The 23,488-nt window shown below is 46.7% G+C and carries 16 protein-coding genes and 1 pseudogene; 7 read left to right on the forward strand and 10 right to left on the reverse strand.

Annotation, left to right across the window (positions count from 1 at the left end; genetic code table 11):
* A partial coding sequence (locus DXZ20_RS18220) for an iron uptake porin (RefSeq protein ID WP_250565818.1) occupies positions 1–1,213 on the reverse strand: 1,213 nt, incomplete at its 3' end.
* A 358-nt stretch (positions 1,214–1,571) separates the two neighbouring features.
* On the opposite strand from DXZ20_RS18220, the gene DXZ20_RS18225 reads away from it, so the two are divergent.
* Both DXZ20_RS18225 and DXZ20_RS18230 read left to right on the forward strand, forming a co-directional pair.
* Complete coding sequence (locus tag DXZ20_RS18225; protein WP_163699690.1) at positions 1,572–1,802, forward strand: hypothetical protein; 231 nt, start codon at positions 1,572–1,574, stop codon at positions 1,800–1,802.
* A gap of 9 nt (positions 1,803–1,811) precedes the next feature.
* Positions 1,812–2,030, forward strand: a complete 219-nt coding sequence (locus tag DXZ20_RS18230) for a hypothetical protein (protein ID WP_163699693.1) — start codon at positions 1,812–1,814, stop codon at positions 2,028–2,030.
* Here DXZ20_RS18230 and DXZ20_RS18235 read toward each other — a convergent pair.
* Together DXZ20_RS18235 and DXZ20_RS38750 are read right to left on the reverse strand one after the other, a co-directional pair.
* Positions 1,974–2,900, reverse strand: coding sequence for an exonuclease domain-containing protein (locus DXZ20_RS18235; protein ID WP_163699694.1), 927 nt, complete (start codon positions 2,898–2,900; stop codon positions 1,974–1,976). The genes DXZ20_RS18230 and DXZ20_RS18235 overlap by 57 nt on opposite strands.
* A gap of 36 nt (positions 2,901–2,936) precedes the next feature.
* Positions 2,937–3,317, reverse strand: coding sequence for an AAA family ATPase (locus DXZ20_RS38750; protein ID WP_431732103.1), 381 nt, complete (start codon positions 3,315–3,317; stop codon positions 2,937–2,939).
* A 40-nt stretch (positions 3,318–3,357) separates the two neighbouring features.
* Between DXZ20_RS38750 and DXZ20_RS18240 the strand changes: the two genes are divergently transcribed.
* Together DXZ20_RS18240 and DXZ20_RS18245 are read left to right on the forward strand one after the other, a co-directional pair.
* Positions 3,358–5,019, forward strand: a complete 1,662-nt coding sequence (locus DXZ20_RS18240; protein ID WP_163699696.1) for an IS1182 family transposase — start codon at positions 3,358–3,360, stop codon at positions 5,017–5,019.
* A 56-nt stretch (positions 5,020–5,075) separates the two neighbouring features.
* A pseudogene (locus DXZ20_RS18245) lies at positions 5,076–5,498 on the forward strand (ISAzo13-like element transposase-related protein); the annotation flags it as partial.
* 246 nt (positions 5,499–5,744) lie between these two features.
* On the opposite strand, the gene DXZ20_RS18250 reads toward DXZ20_RS18245, so the two are convergent.
* From DXZ20_RS18250 to DXZ20_RS18270, 5 genes are all read right to left on the reverse strand, one after another.
* Entirely contained in the window at positions 5,745–6,575 is an 831-nt protein-coding gene (locus DXZ20_RS18250; protein WP_163670222.1) for a DUF928 domain-containing protein, read from the reverse strand.
* An 86-nt stretch (positions 6,576–6,661) separates the two neighbouring features.
* Positions 6,662–9,049: a CHASE2 domain-containing protein gene (locus tag DXZ20_RS18255; RefSeq protein WP_163699698.1), complete on the reverse strand. Its 2,388-nt coding sequence runs from the start codon at positions 9,047–9,049 to the stop codon at positions 6,662–6,664.
* Positions 9,046–10,077: a DUF1822 family protein gene (locus DXZ20_RS18260; protein WP_163699700.1), complete on the reverse strand. Its 1,032-nt coding sequence runs from the start codon at positions 10,075–10,077 to the stop codon at positions 9,046–9,048. Before DXZ20_RS18260 ends, DXZ20_RS18255 begins: the two co-directional genes overlap by 4 nt.
* Before the next feature lie 36 nt (positions 10,078–10,113).
* Positions 10,114–10,755: a sigma-70 family RNA polymerase sigma factor gene (locus DXZ20_RS18265; RefSeq protein WP_163699702.1), complete on the reverse strand. Its 642-nt coding sequence runs from the start codon at positions 10,753–10,755 to the stop codon at positions 10,114–10,116.
* A gap of 779 nt (positions 10,756–11,534) precedes the next feature.
* Positions 11,535–11,690, reverse strand: coding sequence for a hypothetical protein (locus tag DXZ20_RS18270; protein WP_163670229.1), 156 nt, complete (start codon positions 11,688–11,690; stop codon positions 11,535–11,537).
* A gap of 1,484 nt (positions 11,691–13,174) precedes the next feature.
* On the opposite strand from DXZ20_RS18270, the gene DXZ20_RS18275 reads away from it, so the two are divergent.
* Positions 13,175–17,584, forward strand: coding sequence for a two-partner secretion domain-containing protein (locus DXZ20_RS18275; protein WP_163699704.1), 4,410 nt, complete (start codon positions 13,175–13,177; stop codon positions 17,582–17,584).
* 23 nt (positions 17,585–17,607) lie between these two features.
* Positions 17,608–20,208, forward strand: coding sequence for a CHAT domain-containing protein (locus tag DXZ20_RS18280; protein WP_250565820.1), 2,601 nt, complete (start codon positions 17,608–17,610; stop codon positions 20,206–20,208).
* Between the two features lie 607 nt (positions 20,209–20,815).
* Here the strand turns inward: DXZ20_RS18280 and DXZ20_RS18285 are convergent.
* On the reverse strand, positions 20,816–21,022 hold the full coding sequence (locus DXZ20_RS18285; protein ID WP_163699706.1) for a hypothetical protein: 207 nt from the start codon (positions 21,020–21,022) through the stop codon (positions 20,816–20,818).
* A 1,284-nt stretch (positions 21,023–22,306) separates the two neighbouring features.
* Between DXZ20_RS18285 and DXZ20_RS18290 the strand changes: the two genes are divergently transcribed.
* Positions 22,307–22,492 carry a hypothetical protein gene (locus tag DXZ20_RS18290; RefSeq protein WP_163699708.1) on the forward strand — a complete coding sequence of 62 codons (186 nt, stop codon included), beginning with the start codon at positions 22,307–22,309 and terminating at the stop codon, positions 22,490–22,492.
* A 466-nt stretch (positions 22,493–22,958) separates the two neighbouring features.
* Here DXZ20_RS18290 and DXZ20_RS18295 read toward each other — a convergent pair whose 3' ends face one another.
* A complete protein-coding gene (locus DXZ20_RS18295) occupies positions 22,959–23,192 on the reverse strand; it encodes a hypothetical protein (protein WP_163699710.1) in 234 nt (77 codons plus the stop codon).
* Positions 23,193–23,488: the final 296 nt, after the last annotated feature.

The following is a 23,488-nucleotide window of genomic DNA, read 5'->3' on the forward strand; positions in this document are numbered from 1 at the left end:
AGAGCGTCGCATTGTCCCCCAGTTTTACGCTAGACTGCAGCCCAAAGTGATTGGCGGATGTCGCCACACTATTACCAAACGGCGCATTGGCCAGGCGACTACCCGTGCCCGCTGTCACCGCCACGGCTCCCCCCGGATAATAGGAACGGGCATAGGTCACACCCAGTTTAACGGTATCAGTCGGTCGAAAATCTAGCTGGCCCAGTGCCGTATAGCCACCGCTAAACAGCCCTATCTCCGAGTTAGCCGCACTTTTGCCAGGGACTAAATATCCGGCTGAGAGAGTGAGATCAGAACTGATGTCATAGACTCCAGTAATCCCCGTCCCCAGCGCTCCCTGATAGTAAATCGGATTAAAGCGCCCAAAGCGGGAGACGGCCCCATTAATGGGATTGGCAAAGCCTGGATTAAAGGTGCTGGAGACATTCGCCTGATAGGCTCCCCGAGTAGCATCAATGTGGAGACCGATGCGATCGCTAACCGGAAAGCGATAAAACAGCTTACCAATATCCACGTCATTATTGGTATCACGGTCAAATGCCAGCCGGGTCATATTTGTGCCAGTGATGGGAGCATTGAGGCGAACCGGATTCAAGGCATCCAGACGCACTTTAAGTAAGTCCTGCCCGGTAAAGCTGGTATTAAAATTTAACCTGGCCCGACTACCAAAGACCAGTTCATCGGGCAGGTCATTGTCGCTGCCAGGCTGCTTGTTCCCAGCGAGTTGTTCTAGGGAAAACACCACCTCGCTACGTAGACGGGTGGTGGTAGAAAACTGATTAGCCTCTAGAGCGGCGGTATCGGCTGCCAGTGACTCCAGGCGGCTTCCTAACGTGTTTAGATCTCGGTTAAACGAAGTCTGTAGCCGCTGGATAGTGGCCATATCGGTTTCAGAGATCCCCCCTTCTGCCATTGACGTAGTAACCTCCGACAGACAGGCCTCTAAAAGAGCGGCAAACTCATAGCGTGTCAGGGGGCGATCGCCTCTAAACGTGTCATCGGGATAGCCGACTACACAGCCATACTGCTCCATCAGTCGCTGTAATGCACTATAGGCCCAATCGGACGGCAATACATCAGATAGTTCATCCACTGAAATACTCAACGCCGCTGAAGTTTCTTCATTCTGTACCCCAGTGACTGTTGTTGCCCAAGCATCCTGAGCACCCATGCTAATAACGGCAATTGCCCCGACTCCTAACTGTTTCCACATCTCCATACAGTTCTATCAACCAGTGAATAATCAATGAGGATGATTTTTGTCAGGACACCATAACTGCGCCCCACCGCTGAAAGAATGCCGTCATCCTTAGATTCTGCTCACTGTAAGCACTGGAGATAGGTATTTCTCTCAAGTAGAGATTTAATTTAGATTTATGTAGCAATTATTTATTGTATGACAGGTTGTCTTTTGACATTTCTCTTTTTAGAAGTCAGTTAGATAGCTCGTGAGATAGTTCGCATAGCTAACTGTAGCGACCGATGCCTGTCTAAGTGTTAAATAGTAAACAGAGAAAAAGGTTGAGAAGGGATACGGTACGCTAAAGCCAGTCAGGAATAGAGAGGTTGCCGTGCTAACCGAAATCGTTCAAAGGTTTGCCCAAGAAAGCCCTATCAGCGTGATGATGCGAGGGGTGATGGAGTTGTTTTTCCGTCCTGAGCGGTTAGATGACATCTTTGAGCGTCATGCCAAAGTTCAGTATCAGCGCGAACTGCTTTTCTCGAGTGTCGTGAACTTGTTGAGTTTAGTGGTGTGTGGGATTCATCCGTCGATGAATGCGGACTACCGAAAAAAGGCCTAAGAGATGAACGTGACCCGCAATGCAGTGTACGAGAAACTCAATGGCATTGAACCGCAGGTAAGTCGGGCGGTGCTCAAGGAAACGGCTGCTGAGTTGTCTACCTTGATGGATACGATGGGGGGTAAACGTGAGCCCCTCTTAGCGGGAGCAGCGTCGCTTCAAACACCCCTATCAGTAGTCCGGTGTGGCGGCCAATTCAACCCCGGCATCTTCAGCAGCCTGCACTAGATCGATAGGGTATTGAAATTCACTGGAATCATCCGCTATTTCTTGCAGCCGGGTCAAGGCCGTTTGGCAATCCGCCAATGCTCGATGACCTCCCCCTAGTGCTTGCCATCGATAGTCACCATGGTAGCTACTCCAATCTCCGCGCCATTGGGAGTACCAAAGCATTAGGCAGTCTGATTGATATTGCAGCGCAGGTTGTTCGCATAGTTTACAGCCGGTCTCCAACACCTGGTTGTCTAATTGGGATCCGTAAATTAAAACGAATGAGTCTTTTAATAACAACTTGATAGTGCTGTACAAGTCACCAAAACTGGGGGCTTCACTCAATTGTTCTGACTGAATGCCGTGGATTGCGATCGCACCTGGATCGATTGTCCAGTGACCCACCGGTTGGCATAGAGAATTTAGCAAAGTCTCCCCTTTGCCGTTGATAATCGCAATCTCAATAATGTGAGCCGTCTTTTTTAAGCCTGTTGTTTCAATATCCAGGATTAACAGGTTGGGATTTTTAAGTTGTTCTCTGGCCCAATTGACCGCATTAATTCGGTCATACTCTATCCAAAAATCTGCGGAGTATTCTCGGTACAGTTTTTTGAAGTGAGACTTTTTCCTGCCCCTTTCTAAAGCGGCTAGCTGCGCCGGACTGCATTTACGCTTGGGTTGAGCACTGGCTATATCGTTTGGATCGTATAAGTAGCAATCGTACTTGAGTGTATGGATGACACCGACGGGCTGCACTGGCTTTAGCCCCAGCGACCCTAGCTGCCGTTTTGTTTTCAGGTGCTCAGGTGGTGAGTTAGGTTCCCCCCACCAGTTATAAACAGTTAGTTTTATTGTTGCCTGAGCGTCACCCATACTCTGTTTGGCCACATTAGCCAAATGCTATATCAGCCAAATTAAATGAGTCTAAGATAAATTCTGCCGTTTCTGCTCCTGGCGTTCGAGAATTGTCAACATCCAATCGCCGGTCATCTGGAATCTCATCATACTCAATCCGGTCGGCCTGGGTCGTATCACGTCGATCAAGTCGGTTTGGCCTGCTGTTTTTGCCCGCTGTATGCAGACCTCTGGCTTTGCATGGACGCAGAGGAAATAGCAGTCAAACTGTTCAGTTTTAGTCCATTTTTCACGCTCCCACCGTCGGGTGTGGGTGGCATCAATCACGATAATGGAGTGCCGTCTCAGTAGGGCTCTGGCTGAGGCTTGTAGGCCTTTGTATAGGACACTGTTGGCGAACTCCAGAAGTATTGAAAAACCACTAAGCTGAGACCGATCTATCGCTATCAGTAAGTGTGATCGCTAAAGCGTATCCTGAAGGAAGAACGCCATGTCCCTAAAGCCTCAACCAGAATCGCCAGTACCCGCTGATACGCTGCGAGTTGCTAAAGCCGTATTCGCTAAAGGCAATCCCTACGTGACGCTGCATGATGAACTCGGCCCTATCTTTGAAGATACCGACTTCAGCGAGCTATTTTCAAAGGTCGGTCAGTCGGCCATTCCACCGTGGCGGCTGGCTTTGGTCACTATCATGCAGTTCCGTGAAAACCTATTCGACCGACAAGCCGCTGAAGCCGTACGCTCACGTATCGACTGGAAATATCTGCTGCGGCTAGAGCTGACTGACATTGGCTTCAACTATAGTGTTTTAAGTGAATTTCGAGACCGTTTAATCGCAGGCAACGTCGAGCATTTGCTACTGGATAAATTGCTGGTCCGCTGCGGAGAATTAGGCCTAGTCAAAGCCGGAGGCAAGCAACGGACTGACTCAACCCGTGTCCTGGGAGCCATTCGTAGTCTGAACCGTTTAGAAGTCGTTGGAGAGACTCTTCGCGCCGCCCTCAATGACTTAGCAGTATTGGCTCCTGACTGGTTACAACAGATAGCACCTGAAGACTGGTATCAACGCTATGGACGACGCATAGAAGACTACCGGCTGCCATCAAAGCCAGCAGAGCGTATCGCCTACGCGCAACAGGTTGGAGAAGATGGAGCTTATCTACTCAAATGCCTATCTGAATCAAAGCTATCTGCTGAAGGCCAGGCTCTCAAGACAGTGCAAGCACTAGAGGAACTGTGGCCATATCACTATGAATACAACCATCAGGAGGATGGTCCGAGCCTGCGTTGGAAAAGCGACAAACAGCTAACAAAGAAGACACCAACTGTCGAATCACCCTATGACACGGACGTACGCTATCGTCGGCGCTGTGGCACCACTTGGACAGGCTATATCACCCACTTGAGTGAAACCTGCGATGATGATAGCTGTCATTTGATTACTCATGTGATGACCACTGATGCCAGTGTCCATGAAGCACAGTGCGTTGATGACATTCACCAGGCACTAATCGACAAGCATCTTCGGCCTGAAGAGCACTTTGCCGATACCGCCTATATTAATGCGTTCCTGCTGGTAAATGCACAGAATCAAAACATCGAGATGATTGGGCCAGCTCGCTTTGACACCAGTTGGCAGACACGAACTGAAGGAGCCTTTAATTTAGATTACTTCAAGATTGATTGGGATAACGAACAGGTAACTTGCCCAGAAGGTAAAATCTCTCAGGCGTGGAAAACGTACAACCGCGATTCCGGAAAACCCTATATTCTGGCTAGGTTTGACCCTCAAGACTGCGTTGGTTGCCCAGTTCGCTCACTGTGCACCAAAGCTAAGTCAACTGTTGGCCGCACACTGCATCTGCTGCCCCAAGACGAACACAAGGCATTAGAAAAAGCTCGATCCACACAAACGACAACCGAAGGTCAGGAGCGTTATCGTCGCCGTGCTGGCATCGAGGGCACAATTGCTCAAGGCGTGAATAGTTGCGGTCTACGGCGTTCTCGCTATATGGGCATGGCTAAGACTCACTTGCAGAATATGGCAATTGGCGCGGCGGTTAATATTGATCGATTATTCAACTGGTTTCAGGAAGTTCCATTAGCCAAAACGAGAGTGTCTCGATTTAAGGCGCTAGAACCTGCTGCTTAGTTGCCGAAATTTAAGTTCGCCAACAGTGTCCTCTATACAAAGGCCTAGAAGAGTGGTGGCTGACCTATGCAGACGAGTATGTTGAGATTGAGCAATTGGTCATCAACTTGGATAACGGTCCATCGCTCAACAGTCATCGCACTCAGTTCATCAAACGTATCGTAGCTTTTGCTCAGGCGAGTCGTTTATGCATCCAATTGATTTACTACCCGCCTTACCACAGCAAATATAATGCGATTGAACGGTGTTGGGCTGCGTTAGAAAACTACTGGAATGGAACGATTCTCAAGACTGTTGAAGATGCCCTACGGTGGGCTGCCAACATGACTTGGAGAGGATGTACACCCGTTGTCGATTTGGTTGACAAGGTTTATCACAAGGGCGTCAAGGCATCGCCTGAAGAACTCGCCAAGCTTGAACAGCAGTGGCAACGCTCTGAGCAATTGCCAAAGTGGGACGTCACTATTATTCCCATTTGACTGGTGTGTTATTCATTTGCATTTCCCTTATCAGACTTACACTAAAATTCTTATTTCTTTTCGTAAAAGCCTGATCTCACAACCAATAAGTATCCCTCATAGCTAGGATATTTCAACTGTAGAGCATGACTATCTCTGGTTCAAAACTTTGAAATAGTCGTTCCCAGAACTTTCAAATAATCCAAACTAATTACAGCTTCTCTGCAATTAGTTTGATGTAGCATTTCTTTGAAACTACAGACTAGCCTAATCGATACTTACTGGCTCCAGTAGTGGCTGTTCTGAAATGGTTTCTAAGTCAATAGATGTCAATAAACTACTCCAATTATCTCGAAATATGGTGTTTTCGGGCGACTCCCGATAGAGTTCTCCTAAAATAGTGATGGCATTCTGCCAAATACCATTCGATGCATAAATGGAAGCCATTTCCAAAGCTGTGGCATTATCAAGCTGTGTTTGTAAATTAGATACCAACTCAACCCGTCGGATCCATCCTCCCACCTCAGGCGATAGGGCTGTTGTACCAGATTCACAGTGAGTTAAAAAGAACCATTGATAGGTAGCATCCAATCTCAAAGGGGATAGCGTTTCGGGGAGAGTAATCTGGACAATGCCTGGGGTTTCATGATGGGAAATAAATGTCTCCTGATAGACTTCATTTCCGCTTTCATCTTGTAAAACAAACTCAAATTCCTTTATATCTTCAGAGGAGTAGGGAACGTAGAACCAAAAAGCAGGCAAGGCTTCTGTTGTCAAACTCAAGACTGATTCATAGTTAGACAGGTAAGCATTGTCGGCGGTTTCTGCAGTGTCCTCTAATTGAACCTGGGTATTTGGCACGAGAGCCGTAAGGCCAGTTTGCTGTTCTAACAACTGACAACTCCCTCGGCTAGCAGCTCCCTGACGACGCCCTGAGTGAGGACGACCGCGATCTTCTAAAGGTGGTGGAGTAAATTCGATATTAGTGTTGATTTGGGTTGACTGAGCCAAGCTGGAGATTGGCACTAAGCATAGCCAGGCAACACCCAGTAAACTGACTGGAAACATTAAGTTGAAAAGTGTGTTAAGTCTTTTCATAATCGTGCTAGATGACCAGTCTTATCTACAGTCAGAATGGTCGTTTTTCCGAGGAAGAACCTACAGTGTTTGGCCGGTTAATGAATTCAGACGTGAGCTGACTGGAAACGACGGTAGGTCGCTACACTCCCTACCGTAATTATGATTACAGTAGATACCGATACCCATGGCAGCCAATAACCAAACCGTGTCAGGCTAAACCAACATAGACTCAATAAACTAAATTGAGCCACTACTCCTACCAATAGTAGCTGTCTCCATTGAGGCTGTGTAGGAATCCAAATGTTAACACCATAAATCGCGACACCACCAAGGGTCGTCCAGCTCACTATCCATAGAATTTCAGCCCAATCAGGCCAGGTTCGAATGAGGGGATGTCCATCCAGGACCGTGCTCAGGAGATGACTCACCATATGGGCCTGTAGAAAAACCCCTGCCGTTTCCTGTAGGCCCATATGTCCATGGCTGTAGGGGGTTAACCAATAGTCTCCAAAGCTGGTGGCAGTGGTACCAATCAGAACAATGCGATCACGCACAATATCGTCACTCACACGCCCCGCTAACACTTCGTCGAGGGTAACTTGGTCCGCAATTTGATCCGGCGAGGACAAATGGCGATAGTTCAGCAAAATTTGATGTCCCCCAGCATCCATCCCCTGGTAACCTCCACTATGGGGTTCTAATGGCGTAAAGATCACCTCACCTGCCTGTAGATGCCCCTCAGGGGTAACGGTGATGTCCATACCTTGTGCCGACAGATAGTGTAGAGCGATTAAGGCATTCAAAGAATAGCTTGCCGGGCAGGGGGAAGCTGGCTCAGGCGTTATCGACAGTAACTGGCGACGAGTAATGCCATCGGCATCGGTGAGTACATCGCTAAAGCCCACTTGATTGCTGGGCACTTCTGGCGGCGAGGCAATCCCTGGACTATCGTCACGGCTATTGCGAGATTGGCACGTCGCGATCAAATTAGGTAACTGCAGCTGGTTGATAAGTTGTGGTTGACGATCGCTGACTGGAAAATCTCGATAGATATCCAACCCAATCACCCTGGGCTGCATCGGTTCTAGCTTCTCTAACAGCGCTGATAACGCATCATCTGAAAGGGAACCCCGTCTTTGATCCGCATCCTGAGCCTGAATATCTGCTTCGGTCACCGTGATGATTAACAGTCGCGGATCGGGCAACTGGTGGGAACGGCGTTGCATTAAAAAATCAAACCCTCGTAATTCCCAAGGCTGGAGTATCCCAGTCTGGCGTAACCCTAAGGTTGTACATACTGAAAAAATGCCAATAATAAGTAGTTCTTTCAGGCCCAGTGTTTGTTGTTGTTGAGTAATGTTGAGGGGTGGCTTGGCTATGTTGTCGAGCTGTGGGGCTGGCCAGGTGGGTGGTTGTTCAACCAGGTGTTGGTAAATCATCGGCAGCCAGGTAGCGCAAGGATATTTGTCTTCTAATCCCTGTAGCTTTTCTCGGGCTTCTCGGACTGCAAGATAAAAGGGTACCTGACGGGAAAATGTAGTTAAAAACGATTTGAGAAACATATGGGCGACCGGATCGGGGACTGGTTCTCTCATCACCAGCACCTGAGGAATTTGCAAATCTGCCAGATCATGGGCCAAACCCAGACCGTCACAGGAATTGAAAATAGCGATCTTTAATCCACGCTCAATGGCTTTACTCAGGCCATGCTTCAGTTCAGGCACAGTTAAACTGTCGTCAGGGTTGAGATAAAGTTTCCCGGTGATATCTGTTGCCGATTGGGTTTGACTAGAACTATGGCCAGCAAAAAAGAGAATATCCCATCCCTGCGGATCCCAAAGAACATCATTTAACTGTTGACGGTCGGGCTCGACTAAAAACTGCACATCGGCTTGGGGCAATTGGTTTAATAATACCTGGTCAGTTTGTAGCTCCAGCCCCTGACCATGGCCTAAAATGGCCAAAATCCTAACCCTAGAGCGAGGCATCGTCTGCCGTTCAATGCGTTCGTAGGCAGGGGCACTCAGGGCAATTTCGGCTTTTGGGTAGCGATCGCACAAAGCCCAAGTATGCCAGGGCAACCGTTGGAGAGTATGCAGCTCAGTTTGTAAAACAATACGAATGTAGTCACTGGGATTTAATCGCTCCAGTAGTTTGTCATATAAAGGGCGAAAGCTATCTGAACTGAGCCAGCGATTAAATTCAGCATTTAATTGCCGAGCAACCGTATCACAGTCATCTATTCTAGAAACATTCTTGGCAAACCCGGTTTTAGCCTCCAGACGATAGGGTGTGCCCATGCGACGGTATGCCCTTTGCCAGCGCTGAAGCGTATGCTGTAGTTGCACAGCAGGCGGTAAATCCCCAGTAAGTTCTACAGTGGGTAATTGACCTGACTCACCAATTTGCAAAATGACATGTAGCCCAGTCTCCAGGCTGCCATTACCAAACTTTAAGGTAACCAACTGCTCCATGGCCCGCTCAAGTCTCACATGACAAATTCTTCGAGGTATTGGACACCATCCAACTGGAGCCGTACCCGAAAGCGCTCACCAGGACGACTGCTGAATTGTAACTGAATATAATTGTCAGCCTGTCTGGCTCGAGCATCCATAAATACAGTATCCGATGTTTCTAGCACTGCCAGTTCAAGGTCAGGGGGAAGGTAAGGTTGACCTTGAGGATGTACCTGTAGCCCAATGTTAATTGCCCCAGATGATTCACTCTGGATTTCCACCAGCATGACAACTTGCACATCCCCCAGATGCACTCCAACATCAATCAGCTTGGCTCGTTTGACATCAAGAAGACTGTCAGCAAAGGGGCCATCAGATACAGCATCCAATGGAGTATCAGTATCCGTTTCATCGACATGTCTAAAGCTAAAGGCCAGACTAACTTGTTCTGGACTAAGCAAGGTTTCCACTGCAAGCCATCCTGCTTCAAATGATTGATTAAGCCATTGGCCAAGTTTGACCGCTGTTGCAGCTAGCTGGGACTGGTCCATATCTGAGGATGTAGCCACTTCGTTCGAGGGCATTAGCTCATGGATACGCTGTAGCAATGTTTCAGGGGGCTGTAGGTCTGAAATGGTTAAGGCTGTTTCACCAACGGTAGGCGTAAAACCCAGTAGATGAGCCATTTTCAAGTTTTCATCAATCCAGACAACCACATACCCGATGCGCAGATCCCATACTTCAGGGGGTACCTCACAAATATTAGCCCCTGTCTGAATAGGTCGGCATTCTAACCGACCCAGCCCTGGCAGCGTCAAGTCAGCAACATCAGTCATCATCTGAGTCACTGGATTCCAGCTATCACTTTGCTCTAAATCGCTGACAATTCCCATCATCTGGCAGTAACCATGGATAGCAAAAACGGCTAGCGTATTTAGCTGCACCTGCTCTGACTTGATGGCAGTCGGCTGAGCACTGGCAAATTGCTGGGCCATGGTGCGGGCCTGTTCAGTAATGGGAAGCGGCACTGCTTGAGGGTATAGCGTTAACTGTGTGGTCATCATCTTTCTCTGGCGTAATAGTAATCAGACACAATGGGTTTATAGATAACCCTGGACTCGACCAAATTCTTTTAATAATGGAATGCACTGACGCTGGTAAAAGCTACTCAAGGTACTCACAGACACCTCTAGCTGTGCAGCTAACTCTTTCCATGGAGTTTCTGGCGGCAATCGCTTTAGAATCAGCAGCTGACAGGTAATCTGAGGCTGACCTTTAATGTGGGTGTCAGCCAGGACGCCATCAGCATCGGCCTCTGCCCAGGCTTGAACTTCTGCCAGCAGCGGGGGAATATCTGGTGGGGCGGGTAAGCTGTCAAGCGGGTCCAAAGGTTTTCCCTCTGAACCTGAGGAAGTGGATGGATATGCCGTGGTAGCGTATTGCTTTTGTGTATTGATGTAGCCGTCCTGGAGGCGACGCTTAAGGTAAGCGTTTAACCAGGTAACGACATTAGCCTTGTCAGGATCGTAAGCGCAACCAGTTGTTGCTTCGCACAGATTACGACAAAAGTAGATCCAGGTCTGCTGTAGAGCATCTTGATAGTAGGGGGCTTGGTCCCGCCAAAGCTGATTGGAAATCAGGCGAATGATTTGGGTCAGGTGAGTCTGTCTTTTCAGACTACCTGGAGGATGACAACAGGCCTCAGCAATTAGTTTTTCGACGGTTTCCTGGAGTTCACTCATGCCTGATCAGTCACCCTTGCAAACGTCAATTTAAGTTAGCGATCTTTGGACGGTCACCTAAATAACCTATCAGGAAGATTGATAACTTTTACGCGGACGTTTATGTGAAAGTTCACTAAGTTGAGAGGCTAACTCGCCACTCTTGCTTGGGCATCATTAAAGCAAAAATTTGGAACTAAGACAGTGAGTCGTGAGCCGTAATTGATAAACCACGTCCAAGTTGAAACCTGTCGTTTCCTCTACGGTAACATTCCAGTTCTGGACGTGGACAAGGTTTATATCAAGTTTAGCCACGTCTTGCCCATGACTTGCCAAGTCAAAATCTTCGTCTTGACAGACCACTTGGCAATAGCAGTAATTTTAGATTCTAACTTAAGGGCAAATTACTGCTTGAGGCAGGTCAAAAAATAAAAAGGGGCTGCCATTAGACAGATCCCCTTTATGAATAAAATCTTTGGACTAGTTGAGTACTTGGGAAGATACTGATAGAACTCTCTCTACCCAGGAATCATTAGGGAACGAGAGGAGCATTCGCATTTCGATAAAAGATGGCAACGTCACTAATGCTGACGTTGCCAGTTCCACCAGTTACCCGAAACTCGATATTGTTTTCTCCAGATTTCGGAGAATTTATAATATTGACTGAAAGGGTTCTATCGATATCTCCGCCGATTTTCAGTCCAGGGGAATTTCAGAGGAAGTTTTCCCTCTTACTCCATTCCCGTCACCCTAGTCTCAACCTAAAAATTTAGGCTTGACAGACTACTAGAAAAGCGGTTTCAACGGACATAAGGGTTAATCTGTAGCCACTTACAAACTAAGCGATTGTTTTCGACAACCCAGGTAGCCGTTAGCCGAGCTTTGGTTTGAGCAGTGGGCATTTGAGTCTGGAATTTATCAGTCTTAGGGGCCAGGGTTTGAACAGGTGCAGTCATGACAATTTTCTCCAAATAATGTGATCAAGGTTAGGGATCTGCCAAAAAATAAAATCTCTGGCTGAGAGAAGGAAAAGGGGTAAAGGAACAAGGGTAAGGGGCTATTGGCAGGTACCTTATTTACCGGCAAGCCCCTAGGGCCCATTTTTTTACTCCTTCTGACCATGGGTGGGATGGAACATGAGATCGGAAAGTCCTCCAAAGGATTAATGCTTTGACGTTAGTCTCGCTCGCTTCAGTCTTACTGTTCCATCTCTGATCACTCTTAAAGAGGATACAGCGTTTCTCACATGCGCTGAATATATCCCCATTGCCCATTGCCTCACCTTGCCAATATATTCATTCCAATCGAGAATGCGATAAGCATTAGCTAACAAGAAACTTGTTCAGCAGCCTCATATTGTCCTGGAATCGGCACATCAGGCTGAAACACTTGGCGTAATGTGGCCATATTCATCACCATGGCGCATGTTGCGATTGCCATTAGTCCTGTCAAGACTAAAAGACCAAGCAGACTGGTCCAATCGGGGTTAGCGGATCGGATGATGTGAGGTTTTGGTATTGATACCTTAGTCACATTCAATTATTCGAGAGAATAAGGTTTTGACGGAGACAATGGTTTTGGTGTAGTCAAAATACGGACAAATTCTAAAATCATGGATAACTCCTTACAAACCCATTTTGGTTTGTAAAAAAGGTGTTTTTTGAGTTGTTCTTTGTTTTGTCTGACGATGCTTGCTGATTGAACACTGTTAGGTTAATGGACTGTGCTTTGGAACTTGGCGAAAGGTGCGATCTCACATTGAGTAAATTGCAAGTGAGATCGCTAGTACGTGAACATAAACATGAAAATCATTCTTTGAGTCAATAATGCCTGGTACCAGCCTCCTTACAGGATTAGTTAGTGGATATCAGATACTTCAAACAGATTTTCTGTAAGCGTCTATTGACCTATCAGGGGAGGTTCTAGAAATTATGCAGAGTGACGCAACTTTTTTAGGATGAGTATGAAACTAAGCTCGACTTAATACATTAAGTGATATAACAAACCCAGTCAGACCAAGGACTGAGGCGTTATATAAAAGCATGGCACTGCTGGATTATGCCGAGCCATTGCCCTACCAGCAAGGCTGCTCAGCTCCTGCAACAAGCACTTGACCAGTAGCACTCGCTCACACTCTAATGTCCTACTTAAACAAATTCAGCCCGGTCACAGCGGCTTGGGTAAACCCAAGTCAGTGGCTAGGCATTCTGTTTGAGGGCCAGGCATTACGATTCACCACGTCAAGGCCTTGAAATAAATATATAGCTCAAACAGTTTCAGGGTTTACCCGGAGAAAGCTTTGATATTAAAATGATGCTCGGCAACATGTTTAGAACCAAAGCATTTGTGATTTAGACCGAGTATCGAAAAGTAGAAAGGGAAACACTGTATTCGAAGCGATTGGGAATCACCATAACTTCCAGGAGTAGAGGATATAAACATGAGTCAGCCTTTAAACCACTGGTCTTATTACCTTAACCTCATTAGCTATTTGGCTTGTGGGACTAGTGTTTTTTTAGTCGCACCTGCATTAGCTCAAAGCAACCCTGTCCCTGACAACAGTTTAGGAGCAGAAAATTCTCAAATTATTCCCAATCAAACTATCGATGGTTTATCTGTAGACATCATTGATGGTGGGGCTGTTAGAGGTTCCCACTTGTTTCACAGTTTTATCGAATTCAATGTTGAACAAGGACGAGGGGCTTACTTCAGCAACCGCATTGGGATCGAGAACATTTTTAGTCGAGTAACCGGTGCAAACTCTTCAGCAATAGACGGTACGTTAGGCGTCTTGGGCGATGCAAATTTGTTCTTGCTAAATCCGAATGGGATTATCTTTGGTCCCAATAGTCGCTTAGATGTGGGCGGTTCCTTTTTCGCCAGTACTGCCGACAGCGTCTTATTTAACGAGTATGAATTTGACACTGTTAATCCAACAGCTCCGCCTTTGCTAACGATGAGCCAACCGGTGGGACTGCAAGTTGGGCAAAATCCAGGGGACATTGTGATTCGTAGTCAACCGATTTCTTTTACGGCAGGAAACATCACTGAAGTCGCTGATGCAGGGCCTTTACTAGATACAGCCCAAGTTGCTAATGATGCAGGATCATCGGTACCCAGCACCATCACGGGCGAACTCGCCGAGAATAATGATGTTGATTTGTACAGGCTCTTACTGCCCGCAGGCTCTTCTTTTTCGGCGAGCACGGTCGGCGGAACCGATGTGGATACAATTGTTTTCTTGTTTGATGAAAACGGACTGGGGATTATTGGCAATGATGATGATGTAGGGCTTCAATCGACGTTGCCTGCTCAAGAAGTAACCGCATCAGGAGAATTTTATTTGGGTCTATCTAGTTTTAACAATCGCCCCATAAGTGCAGGGGGAGATATTTTTTCACTTAATGACTTTAGACCGACAGGGCCAGGGTCGGTCTTGCCCTTAGCAGGCTATACAGACAATGGCCAAGAGAGTGGAGCTTACACAATTTTTCTTGATGTTCTGAGTTCGGATCCTAATAATGTGGGCGGCTTACAGGTACCTGCAGGTGAAACCCTGACGTTGCTGGGGGGAGATGTTCGCCTGGAAAGCGGACAAATTCTGGCACCAGGGGCAGATGTGCAGTTGGGCGGATTGAATGCAGCAGGGGTGATTACGTTAGACGCGAATCAGAGGATTGCTTTTCCTGAAAATGTTGTCCGTGGGGATGTTTTGTTCGAGGCCGGAGCCACAGTGAATGTACAAGGGGATGGTGATGGGAGCGTTGCCATCTTAGCTGACACCCTTAGCCTGACTCAGGCGAGCGAGATTGTGGTCGGAATTAGGGCAGACGCGACGAGCGGCAATGGGGCAGGGGATATTGTTATCAATGCCTCTAATCTAGTGGAACTTTTGGATGGAACACGAATCGAGGCCAGTACCTTTGGTCTGGGCAATGCTGGGCAAATCGTGGTGAACACCGGTACTTTTCGTGCTCAGGGAGCATCTAGTGAAGTTTTACGTCGCAGTGGCGGCATTTTCAACAATGTCGAAGAGGATGCTGTAGGAAACTCTGGAGGGATCGTGGTGGAAGCTTCTGAAAGGGTCGAACTCCTGGATGGAGCAGGTATCTTTAGCGAAGTTGGAAGAAACGCTGAGGGGAACTCTGGGGGAATTGTATTAGAAGCATCCGACAGTGTTGAACTCCTTAATAAAGCAGGACTCGAGGCCAATACCGCTGGTCAGGGAAATGCTGGGCCCATCGTCGTAAACACCACTATCTTTCGTGCGCAGGACAGTGATGTTGTCAGCGAAGTCGAACCGTTCGCTGAGGGAAACTCTGGGGGAATTGTTTTGGAGGCTTCAGAAAGTGTTGAACTTCTGGATGGGACATTAATCCTTAGCAATACCTCTGGTCAAGGAAATGCCGGACCCATCGAAGTGAACACCACTACCTTTCGCGCACAGGGAACAGGCAGTTTCGGTGTCCCGAGTACTGTTTTTAGTGAAGTCAGATCTCTCGCTGTGGGGAATTCTGGAGGAATTGTGTTAGAAGCATCTGAGAGCGTCGAACTCCTGGATGGGGCACAACTTGCTGCCAGTAACTCTGGTCAGGGCAATACTGGTCCAATCGCCATAAACACCAATACCTTTCGCGCTCAAGGAGAAAGCAGCCGAGGACGGAGCGGTGTTATCAGCGAAATTGAAGGATTTGCTGAGGGGAACTCTGGGGGCATAGTCCTGGAGGCTTCTAACAGCGTTGAACTCTTGGATGGGGGACGACTCAGTACCACTATTAGAGATCGGGGTGCAGGCACTGTTGGCTCAATAGTGGTGGACACCAATACCTTTCGCGCTCAGGGAGAAGCTAGCAACGGTGATAACAGTGGTGTTTTCAGCTTTAACTTCACGTTCGATGAGGATGAGCGCTCTTCTGGAAAAATTGAATTAGTAGCATCTGACAGCATCGAACTCCTGGATGGGGCACAACTCATTACCAATACCTTGAATCAGGGCAATGCTGGGCAAATCGTGGTAAATACCACCACATTTCGTGCTCAGGGAGCATCTAGCAATGGTGATAACAGTGGCGTTTTCAGCCAAGTCGAGTCCAGCAGCATATCAGAGAGGTCTGAAGGAGATTCTGAGGGGATTATATTGGAGGCGTCTGAGAGCATCGAACTACTGGATAGGGCAGGGCTCGCTGCCAGTACCTCGGCGTTGGGAAATGCAGGAGAGATCACCATCGCCACCCCCAACTTAAGCCTTGCGGATGCTGCCTTTATTTCAACCGAGACTACTGGTGCAGGTAACGCTAGTTCCATCAGGGTTGAAGCATCAGAAGCCGTAACCCTAGGACAAAACACCCGTCTGACTGCTGAAACTTCTGGTGCTGGTGCCCCCGGTGACATTGAAATCACGGCCCCAATCCTTACCATTGGTCAGAATGCAGAACTCAGTACCACCATTACCGCAGACTCTACCAACCAGGCAGGCAACAGCGATATCAAGCTCAATACCTCGGTGTTAGATATCTCCGGTGAACTGGGGGTCTTTGCCGAAACCAACAGCGCTGCACCCGCAGGAGACTTATCCATCCAACCCACTAGCCATGATACCGATTTAAATATCCAATTCAGAGACAATGGTTTTATTGCTGCTCGCACGACAGCCACTGGCATCGGCGGTGGTATTGAGATTACGGCCCCTGAAACTATTAATATTCAGGGGCAAGGACGGGTCTCGGTTGAGACCCTGGGACAAGGTGATGCAGGGCAGGTGACACTGACGGCTCCGGAAGTCACCCTCAAGGAGGGAATAACCATCGCAGCAACTACCACAGCATCAGGCCAAGCAGGAGACATACTCTTGGACGTTGCCGACAGTCTGACTATTGATAATAGTACTGTTGAATCCAGTACAGGCCCTGTTTCGTCCGGATTGGGGGGGAATATTTTCATCAGTAATGAGATTGTCGAGCAAGGTGGAGAGCCTGTAATTCTCCAAAGCACTCCTGAGGTCGCTTTAAATAACGGTGGGCGGATTACGGTCAACTCCGAAGGGCAAGCTCAGGGGGGGAATATCACGACAACCGCTGACCAACTAACGCTAAACAACGGTAGTGCCATCACCGCCACCACGCGCAGCAGTAATGGGGGTAACCTGACCTTCACCCTGGAAGATGTCTTAGTGTTGCGCAACGGTAGCACTCTCTCTGCTACTGCCGGAACCGCCCAAGCTGGCGGTGATGGTGGCAATATCAGCATTACTGGTCCCAATAGTTTTCTCGTTGCTGTTCCTGATGAAAACAGCGACATCACTGCCAATGCCTTTGAAGGTAATGGCGGCAATATCAACATCACCGCCCGAAATATCCTTGGTCTAGAATTTCGCCCCAAGCTAACACCCCTCAGTGACATCACCGCCAGCTCCGAGTTTGGCCTATCGGGCACTGTCACTCTCAATACCCCCAACCTTGATCCCGCTCAAGGACTGATTGAGTTACCGACCGACCTCGTAGATAGGAGCAACCAAATTGATCAACGCTGCCTGACTGATACTGGCCAAGGGCAGAGTGCATTTGTAGTAACCGGTCGCGGCGGATTACCCCCCACCCCCAATGATGTAGTACGTAGTGAATCACCTGGATTGATAGACCTAGAAATTTATGGAAACCCCAATACCCTCACCCAGAGTACAGACACTAATGCAAAACCCACTGCCCTAACCCCAACAGCAAATCGCCCAGCACATGTCGAAGCTCAGTCTTTTGTCATGAATGACTCTGGCATCGTTGAGCTGTTAGCCCAGGCTTCCCAGGCAACAGCCCAGTTAATCTCTTACAGTGGTGCATGCCCATCCAGACCATGAGAAGATATCTAAGGAAATTTTCATTGGGTTACTTCTGCCTATCTTTAGTCACAGTGCTAGGCATAGGCATCCTCTGGTACCCGCCACCAGCACCAGCCAGCCAGCCAGCCTTAGTTCAGACGCCAGATACTGAAATTAACTCTCTCAACAGCCTAACTGCACAACAGACAGATAGGTCATCATCCAGCCTAATTCAACAGGGACGAGACCTATACAAAGCAGGTAATTACAAAACAGCTATCCAGGTTTGGCAACAAGCCGTTGACCAACTGGTCACCCAGGGAAACTGGCTGAGTCAGGCCAGTGTACATAGCCATCTGGCTCTGGCCTATCAAAATATAGGCCAGAGCCCCCAGACAGATGAGACCATTAGCACTAGTCTACAACTGCTCGACAGTAACCCATCACCCGACCAACCTGACTACTGGAGTAGTCGAGGCCAGGTGCAAAGTACCCAGGGGACCATATATTTATTGCGATCGCAACCCACAGATGCCCTCAGCTCTTTTCAGCAGGCCGAGCGGGATTACCGCCAGGCCAGTAACAACAATGGCATTCTCCGCAGTCAGATCAACCAGGCCCAGGCCTTGCAAGCACTAGGCTTTTACCGTCGAGCACTCAACACCCTCACAGACCTGAATCCTCCCCTTGCAGACCGTTCGCCCTCATTGAGCCAAATAACAGGGTTGCGCAACCTGGGAGATTTGCTCCGGATTACGGGCGACCTTGAACAATCTCAAACAGTGTTGGAACAAAGTCTCACATTGGCCCAACAGCTAGGCGACCCCATCGAAACAGCCAAAATCCGCTTTAGCTTAGGCAATACGATCCAGGCGCAGGGAAATACGGACCAGGCCCTAAACTATTTTGAGCAAGTCTCTGTTCAGTCAGTTTCATCCTCCTTACGGCTAAAGGCCAACATTACCCGACTCAGTTTACTGTTTGAAACCGGCAAAACCGATGTGGCGACTTCACTCCTTGCCGATATCCGCACCCAGTTAACTAACCAGCCTGTTGGTCGCACTAGCGTTTACACCCGGCTCGTCCTGGCTCGTAACTTGCTGGATCATGCCGAACCACTACCCACCAACGAGACCGCTCAACTCCTGCAAAAAGCACTTGACCAGGCCCAAGACCTCAGGGATCGTCGTGCTGAGTCTTACGCAATGGGCTACTTAGGAGAACTCTACAACCGAACAGCCAATCTGTCTGAGGCACAGGTCCAGTTAGCATCCGCCCTGGCAATTGCACAAAACCTCAATGCTGCTGACATTGCCTATCGCTGGCAGTGGCAGCTGGGCCAACTGTCGCGTCAACAGGGTAACCTGACAGATGCCACCACAGCCTATAGCGATGCGGTCAAAAGCCTACAATCCCTACGCAACGAGCTAGTAGCCATTAACCCCGATATTCAATATGACTTTCGAGAAAAGGTCGAACCTGTTTATCGAGAACTGGTAGATTTATTGTTAACTCCGTCTTCTACAGAATCTAACATTAGCCAAAACAAGCTATTACAGGCTAGAGATGTGATTGAATCCCTGCAGCTAGCAGAACTAGAAAATTTCTTTCGAGAACCCTGCTTGGCAGTTCGACAACAAATCGATCAGGTAGTTGATGATGGGCAGTCTGCCACCGCTGTTTTATATCCCATTATCTTGCCAGATCGGCTAGAAGTCATTCTGAAACTCCCCAATCAACCCCTGCAACATTATGCAACGCCTCTGGCCCAAACCGATCTAGAAGTTATTATTAATGATTTACGTCAACAAGTTGTGCGTTCCTTCGGTCTTAGAAGCACCCAATCCCTGGCAAAACAAATTTATGACAGTCTGTTGAAACCGGCAGAGTCCGCCCTGGAAGAAGCCCAGGTTGATACCCTCATTTTTATTTTGGATGGGGCATTACGCAACATTCCGATGGCAACGCTCTACGACGGACAACAATATTTAGTCCAAAAGTATAGCCTGGCCCTGGCACCGGGTCTCAAGTTGGTAGACCCAAAGCCGTTGGCGGAACAAAACCTAGCTGCCATTACAGCTGGTTTAAGTGAATCTCGTCATGGCTTTATTCCCCTACCTTTTGTAAATGTTGAAGTCGAGCAAATTCAATCAACCTTAGATAGTCGTGTCTTGTTAAATGAAACCTTTACAGAAAGTGCGTTAACAGATGCAATCAACCAAACTCCTTTTCCAGTGGTGCATCTTGCCACACATGGTCAGTTTAGTTCTAATCCAGAGGAAACATTTATCCTGGCCTGGGATAACCCAATTCAAATTAATGCATTAAATCGCCTGTTGCGAAACAGTGAACAAAGTCGCCAGGATGCCATTGAACTATTGGTGTTAAGTGCCTGTGAAACAGCAACTGGCGATAAACAAGCCGCACTAGGGTTAGCTGGCGTTGCTGTACGTGCAGGTGCTCGCAGTACCCTGGCCTCACTCTGGAATATAGATGATGAAACCAGTGCAGTCTTAATGCAGCAGTTTTATCAAGTACTGACACGTAATCCTACTACTAAAGCCAGCGCACTACGGCAGGCTCAGCTAGCTCTACTAAAAAATCCTCGATACCAGCATCCTCGATATTGGGCACCCTACGTGCTGGTGGGTAACTGGCTGTAAGTATAGTTTGGTGAAAGCAATTGACCTCACGCTCACAGTGGACACCTTCACCCCAAACAGAAAAATTCCTTTACCCATGGGTAGAAAGCCAAATAGGTTTCTTCCAATGTAACAACCTATCTCAATAAAGGAGAATTACAGATGACACATTCTGAATTCAACTATTCTGCACTGAAAGTGCAGAGGTTCTTAAGGGGGGATGGGACTGAAAGTCCCTCTACTCCAGCAAAAAATTGTCGCTGTCTTGATTTGATAACTCTCGATGATGCTCCAGATATTTCTCTATCACCGACTCACTCACATTTTTCGTACTCCACGCTCCATCACCAATGGTCCAAAAGTGTTTACCCCAAAAAGTTTAAATTTTAGGTTTTTGCTAGGATAGTTTGTAAAGAGTAGAAGGTGAGCGATGCCCACCTTCTTGCAAGTTAAATGCGGAAGGACTTAGACGCCACAGACATTAACTGAGGGCATCTCCTCTAGCAATTATTAATCAACTACCGTATAGACGATAACTGCTGCCAAAGCCCCTCGACCATAGGGCGAAGACGATAATACTGTGACAGTTATTCTACTATCACCTCCTCCATAAATTTTATCGTCAATATCACAAATTGGTGACAATGTTTGATGCTATAAATCCTGCAATACAGGGCGGAGTCGAGATTACTGAGATAGTTGTTCTACTATCAGAATAAATTTTCCCCCCATAAATTTTATCGTCAGCATCACCAAGCTCAGTCAGAAATGATTCTGAGCTTTGCATCATCTCCAAACCTGCTGGAGATAAACTATCAACCTTAATACTGGACATTTTGATTTCTCCAAAAAACTAAATTCGCTAACATGAACTGAGAATCAAACAACAGGTAAACTTCTATAAAAGATATGTCAGCTTGCCATATAGATTTGATCCAGGACAGGCAATGCCCTGACCTATATTTATTATGCAAACCTTCTCTTCGAACAACAAGATAAACACCATGCCTAAAAAGACATAAATAAAACACAAAGGGCTTGTTAAAAATTAAAATCATGGCTTTGTTCCTGAAATCCTGGCTTAACAAGCTTTTCAGACTTAAACCGTGAAGCTGTTTCTTAACAACTCCAAAAGACTTGGATTTAAAAAATGAAATGCCAACTTTTTATCGATTGGATCTATTTAAAAGCCCAGCATGGCAAGGCCATGCAACGTAAAAAATCACTAACGCTCATATTTTACCCTCGCTGGAGAATATCTGTATGCTCATTCTTTGTAAAAGTTTTTTGATGCTTTAGTTATCGTTATGGAGAGAGCCTTAAACCCGAATTTTTCACAAGTCTAAGTCCAAATAGCTAAAAGCCCTGCTATGCAGATGTTCAGCAAATTGTCCTGAATTGCAGACTGTTTTTTGGACATTCCCCCAAGCTCACTGCTATGGAAAGCTTTCAAGCTTTATCGAAAATTCTGGTGAGAAATGCGGGTTAAACAATATTTATACTAGTTGCCGAGACTGTTGCATTTATGTCTGTTTATAATGCGTTCAACACTTATATTCTTAAATTTGAATAGCTAAGATAATAGCAGCTCAGATTAATAAACCATTAACCAAATTGAGCTATAACTACTATTAAGAGGAAAAAACAATCTCTAAAATCACTATCGACGAACTGCGTCCCGCTGGAACTGAATTCTTTTCAGAGTCTGAGAGTTATCTCAATGAACTCCAAGATAATACTTTGACTAGCGTTCATGGAGGTGGAAGAGTCAGCGATGCTATTGAGGCGGTAATAGATGCTGTGATCCCCACCCCTGCTCAGTCTGTTCTCTACACTGTAGGCGTTTTGACTACGGTGTATTAATTTCTTATGGGCATCTCTATCTATTGGATTTTTGAAAAATCTAGACTCAAATAAGACTGTCATCCAGCGCTTTATCTAAAATTTCAATCTTAAAAACGGACAAAACTAGAGGTTTTGTCCGTTTTAGCGCTGGATATCTTATGGTTTAGGCAGCTGCTTTAGTCATGCATTGCTTTTGCTAAAAAAAAATGGCGTTTGAGCTTGTCCAGAAAAACTTTCTTGTGCATGTAAAATACGTTCAAAAAAGGAGAAAATCATGTCAGCTATCGTTATTTCCGATATTCATCTGTCTGAAGTCGACTCATTTTTAGATCCAGACAGCTATATACATGGTATTGACAATGCACTTCATATTTACGGAGGAGAAAAAACTGCAGGTGAACTAGTAAAAGAGACTATTGTGCTTTATTTGTATGCAGATCTATTAGTTAACTTGAGTTAAGTGATTTTACGTACAGAGCGATGAAGCTATCCACAAGTGGTACGGCTACCTAGGGCAGCTCAAAAAAGACTGATTGGAATACTGTTTCATCGAAGTGCCCGATTCCGATTTCGCAATCTAAAATCTGAGTATAAGAAAGGTTACCAACTGCCAGACAGTTGGTAACCTTTCTAGATTTGTGGTGTAGGCTCAAAACTCCTAGCTTTTATATTCCTACTTAAAACGCACTCAACCAAAGCTCCCTGCTGAGACTGTTCTCTCATCCGGTCAAATTCACGTCCTCAAAGCGAAAGCGACTCGCTTACCCAAGACATTAACTGTCCAATGGGCTGTTGAGTCGCTTACTTGCTCGTTTGGGAGACTATTTAGAACACCGGTGGAAAACACCTATCGAGATTCAAGTTCGTTGGAAAGAATCAGCAAAGTTACAGGGCTTGGTTGAAGGATGGAAACTAGCGAACCAGACTTAGTAAGGAATGGGAGAATCTGATGGTGTCAGAATTACCACAACAACAGGTGCAAAGATGCTAAAATCTTCTCCGCAGTGCCTTGTAGTGCAATACATGCTTCCTGTATTAAGGGTTCCACCTCCATTAATATTACTCAAGGTGGCCTCATTGAGGTCACCGAGAAAACTTTCTGTTTCTGAAAAGAAAGTCGTCCCTGCTGGATTTAGTTTTTTGATCGTGATAGTTGACATTTTGTCCTCTTAGTAGTGTTAGTCTTGCGGTAAAGGTTTAGAACAGATTTGAATAACTAGACTCTAAACTATTCACAGTCTAGTTATTCAAATTCAGAAAGAGAAGACTTCAATCTCTTTAAATAGGACATAATTGAAATAGTTAAGACTGGTAGGTTGAGCTTCAAATATTTTGTTAGAAACCCTCTCCTTCGGACTACCCTGTTTTAGGGTGTTTCTAAATATCCGATAATCAGCTTCCCAAAGAGGTTGAAGAACTCGATAGAATCAAAACTTTGATCGCTAAGCTGTTGATA

This window comes from Adonisia turfae CCMR0081 (assembly GCF_011009555.1).
GTDB lineage: Bacteria > Cyanobacteriota > Cyanobacteriia > Phormidesmidales > Phormidesmidaceae > Leptothoe > Leptothoe turfae.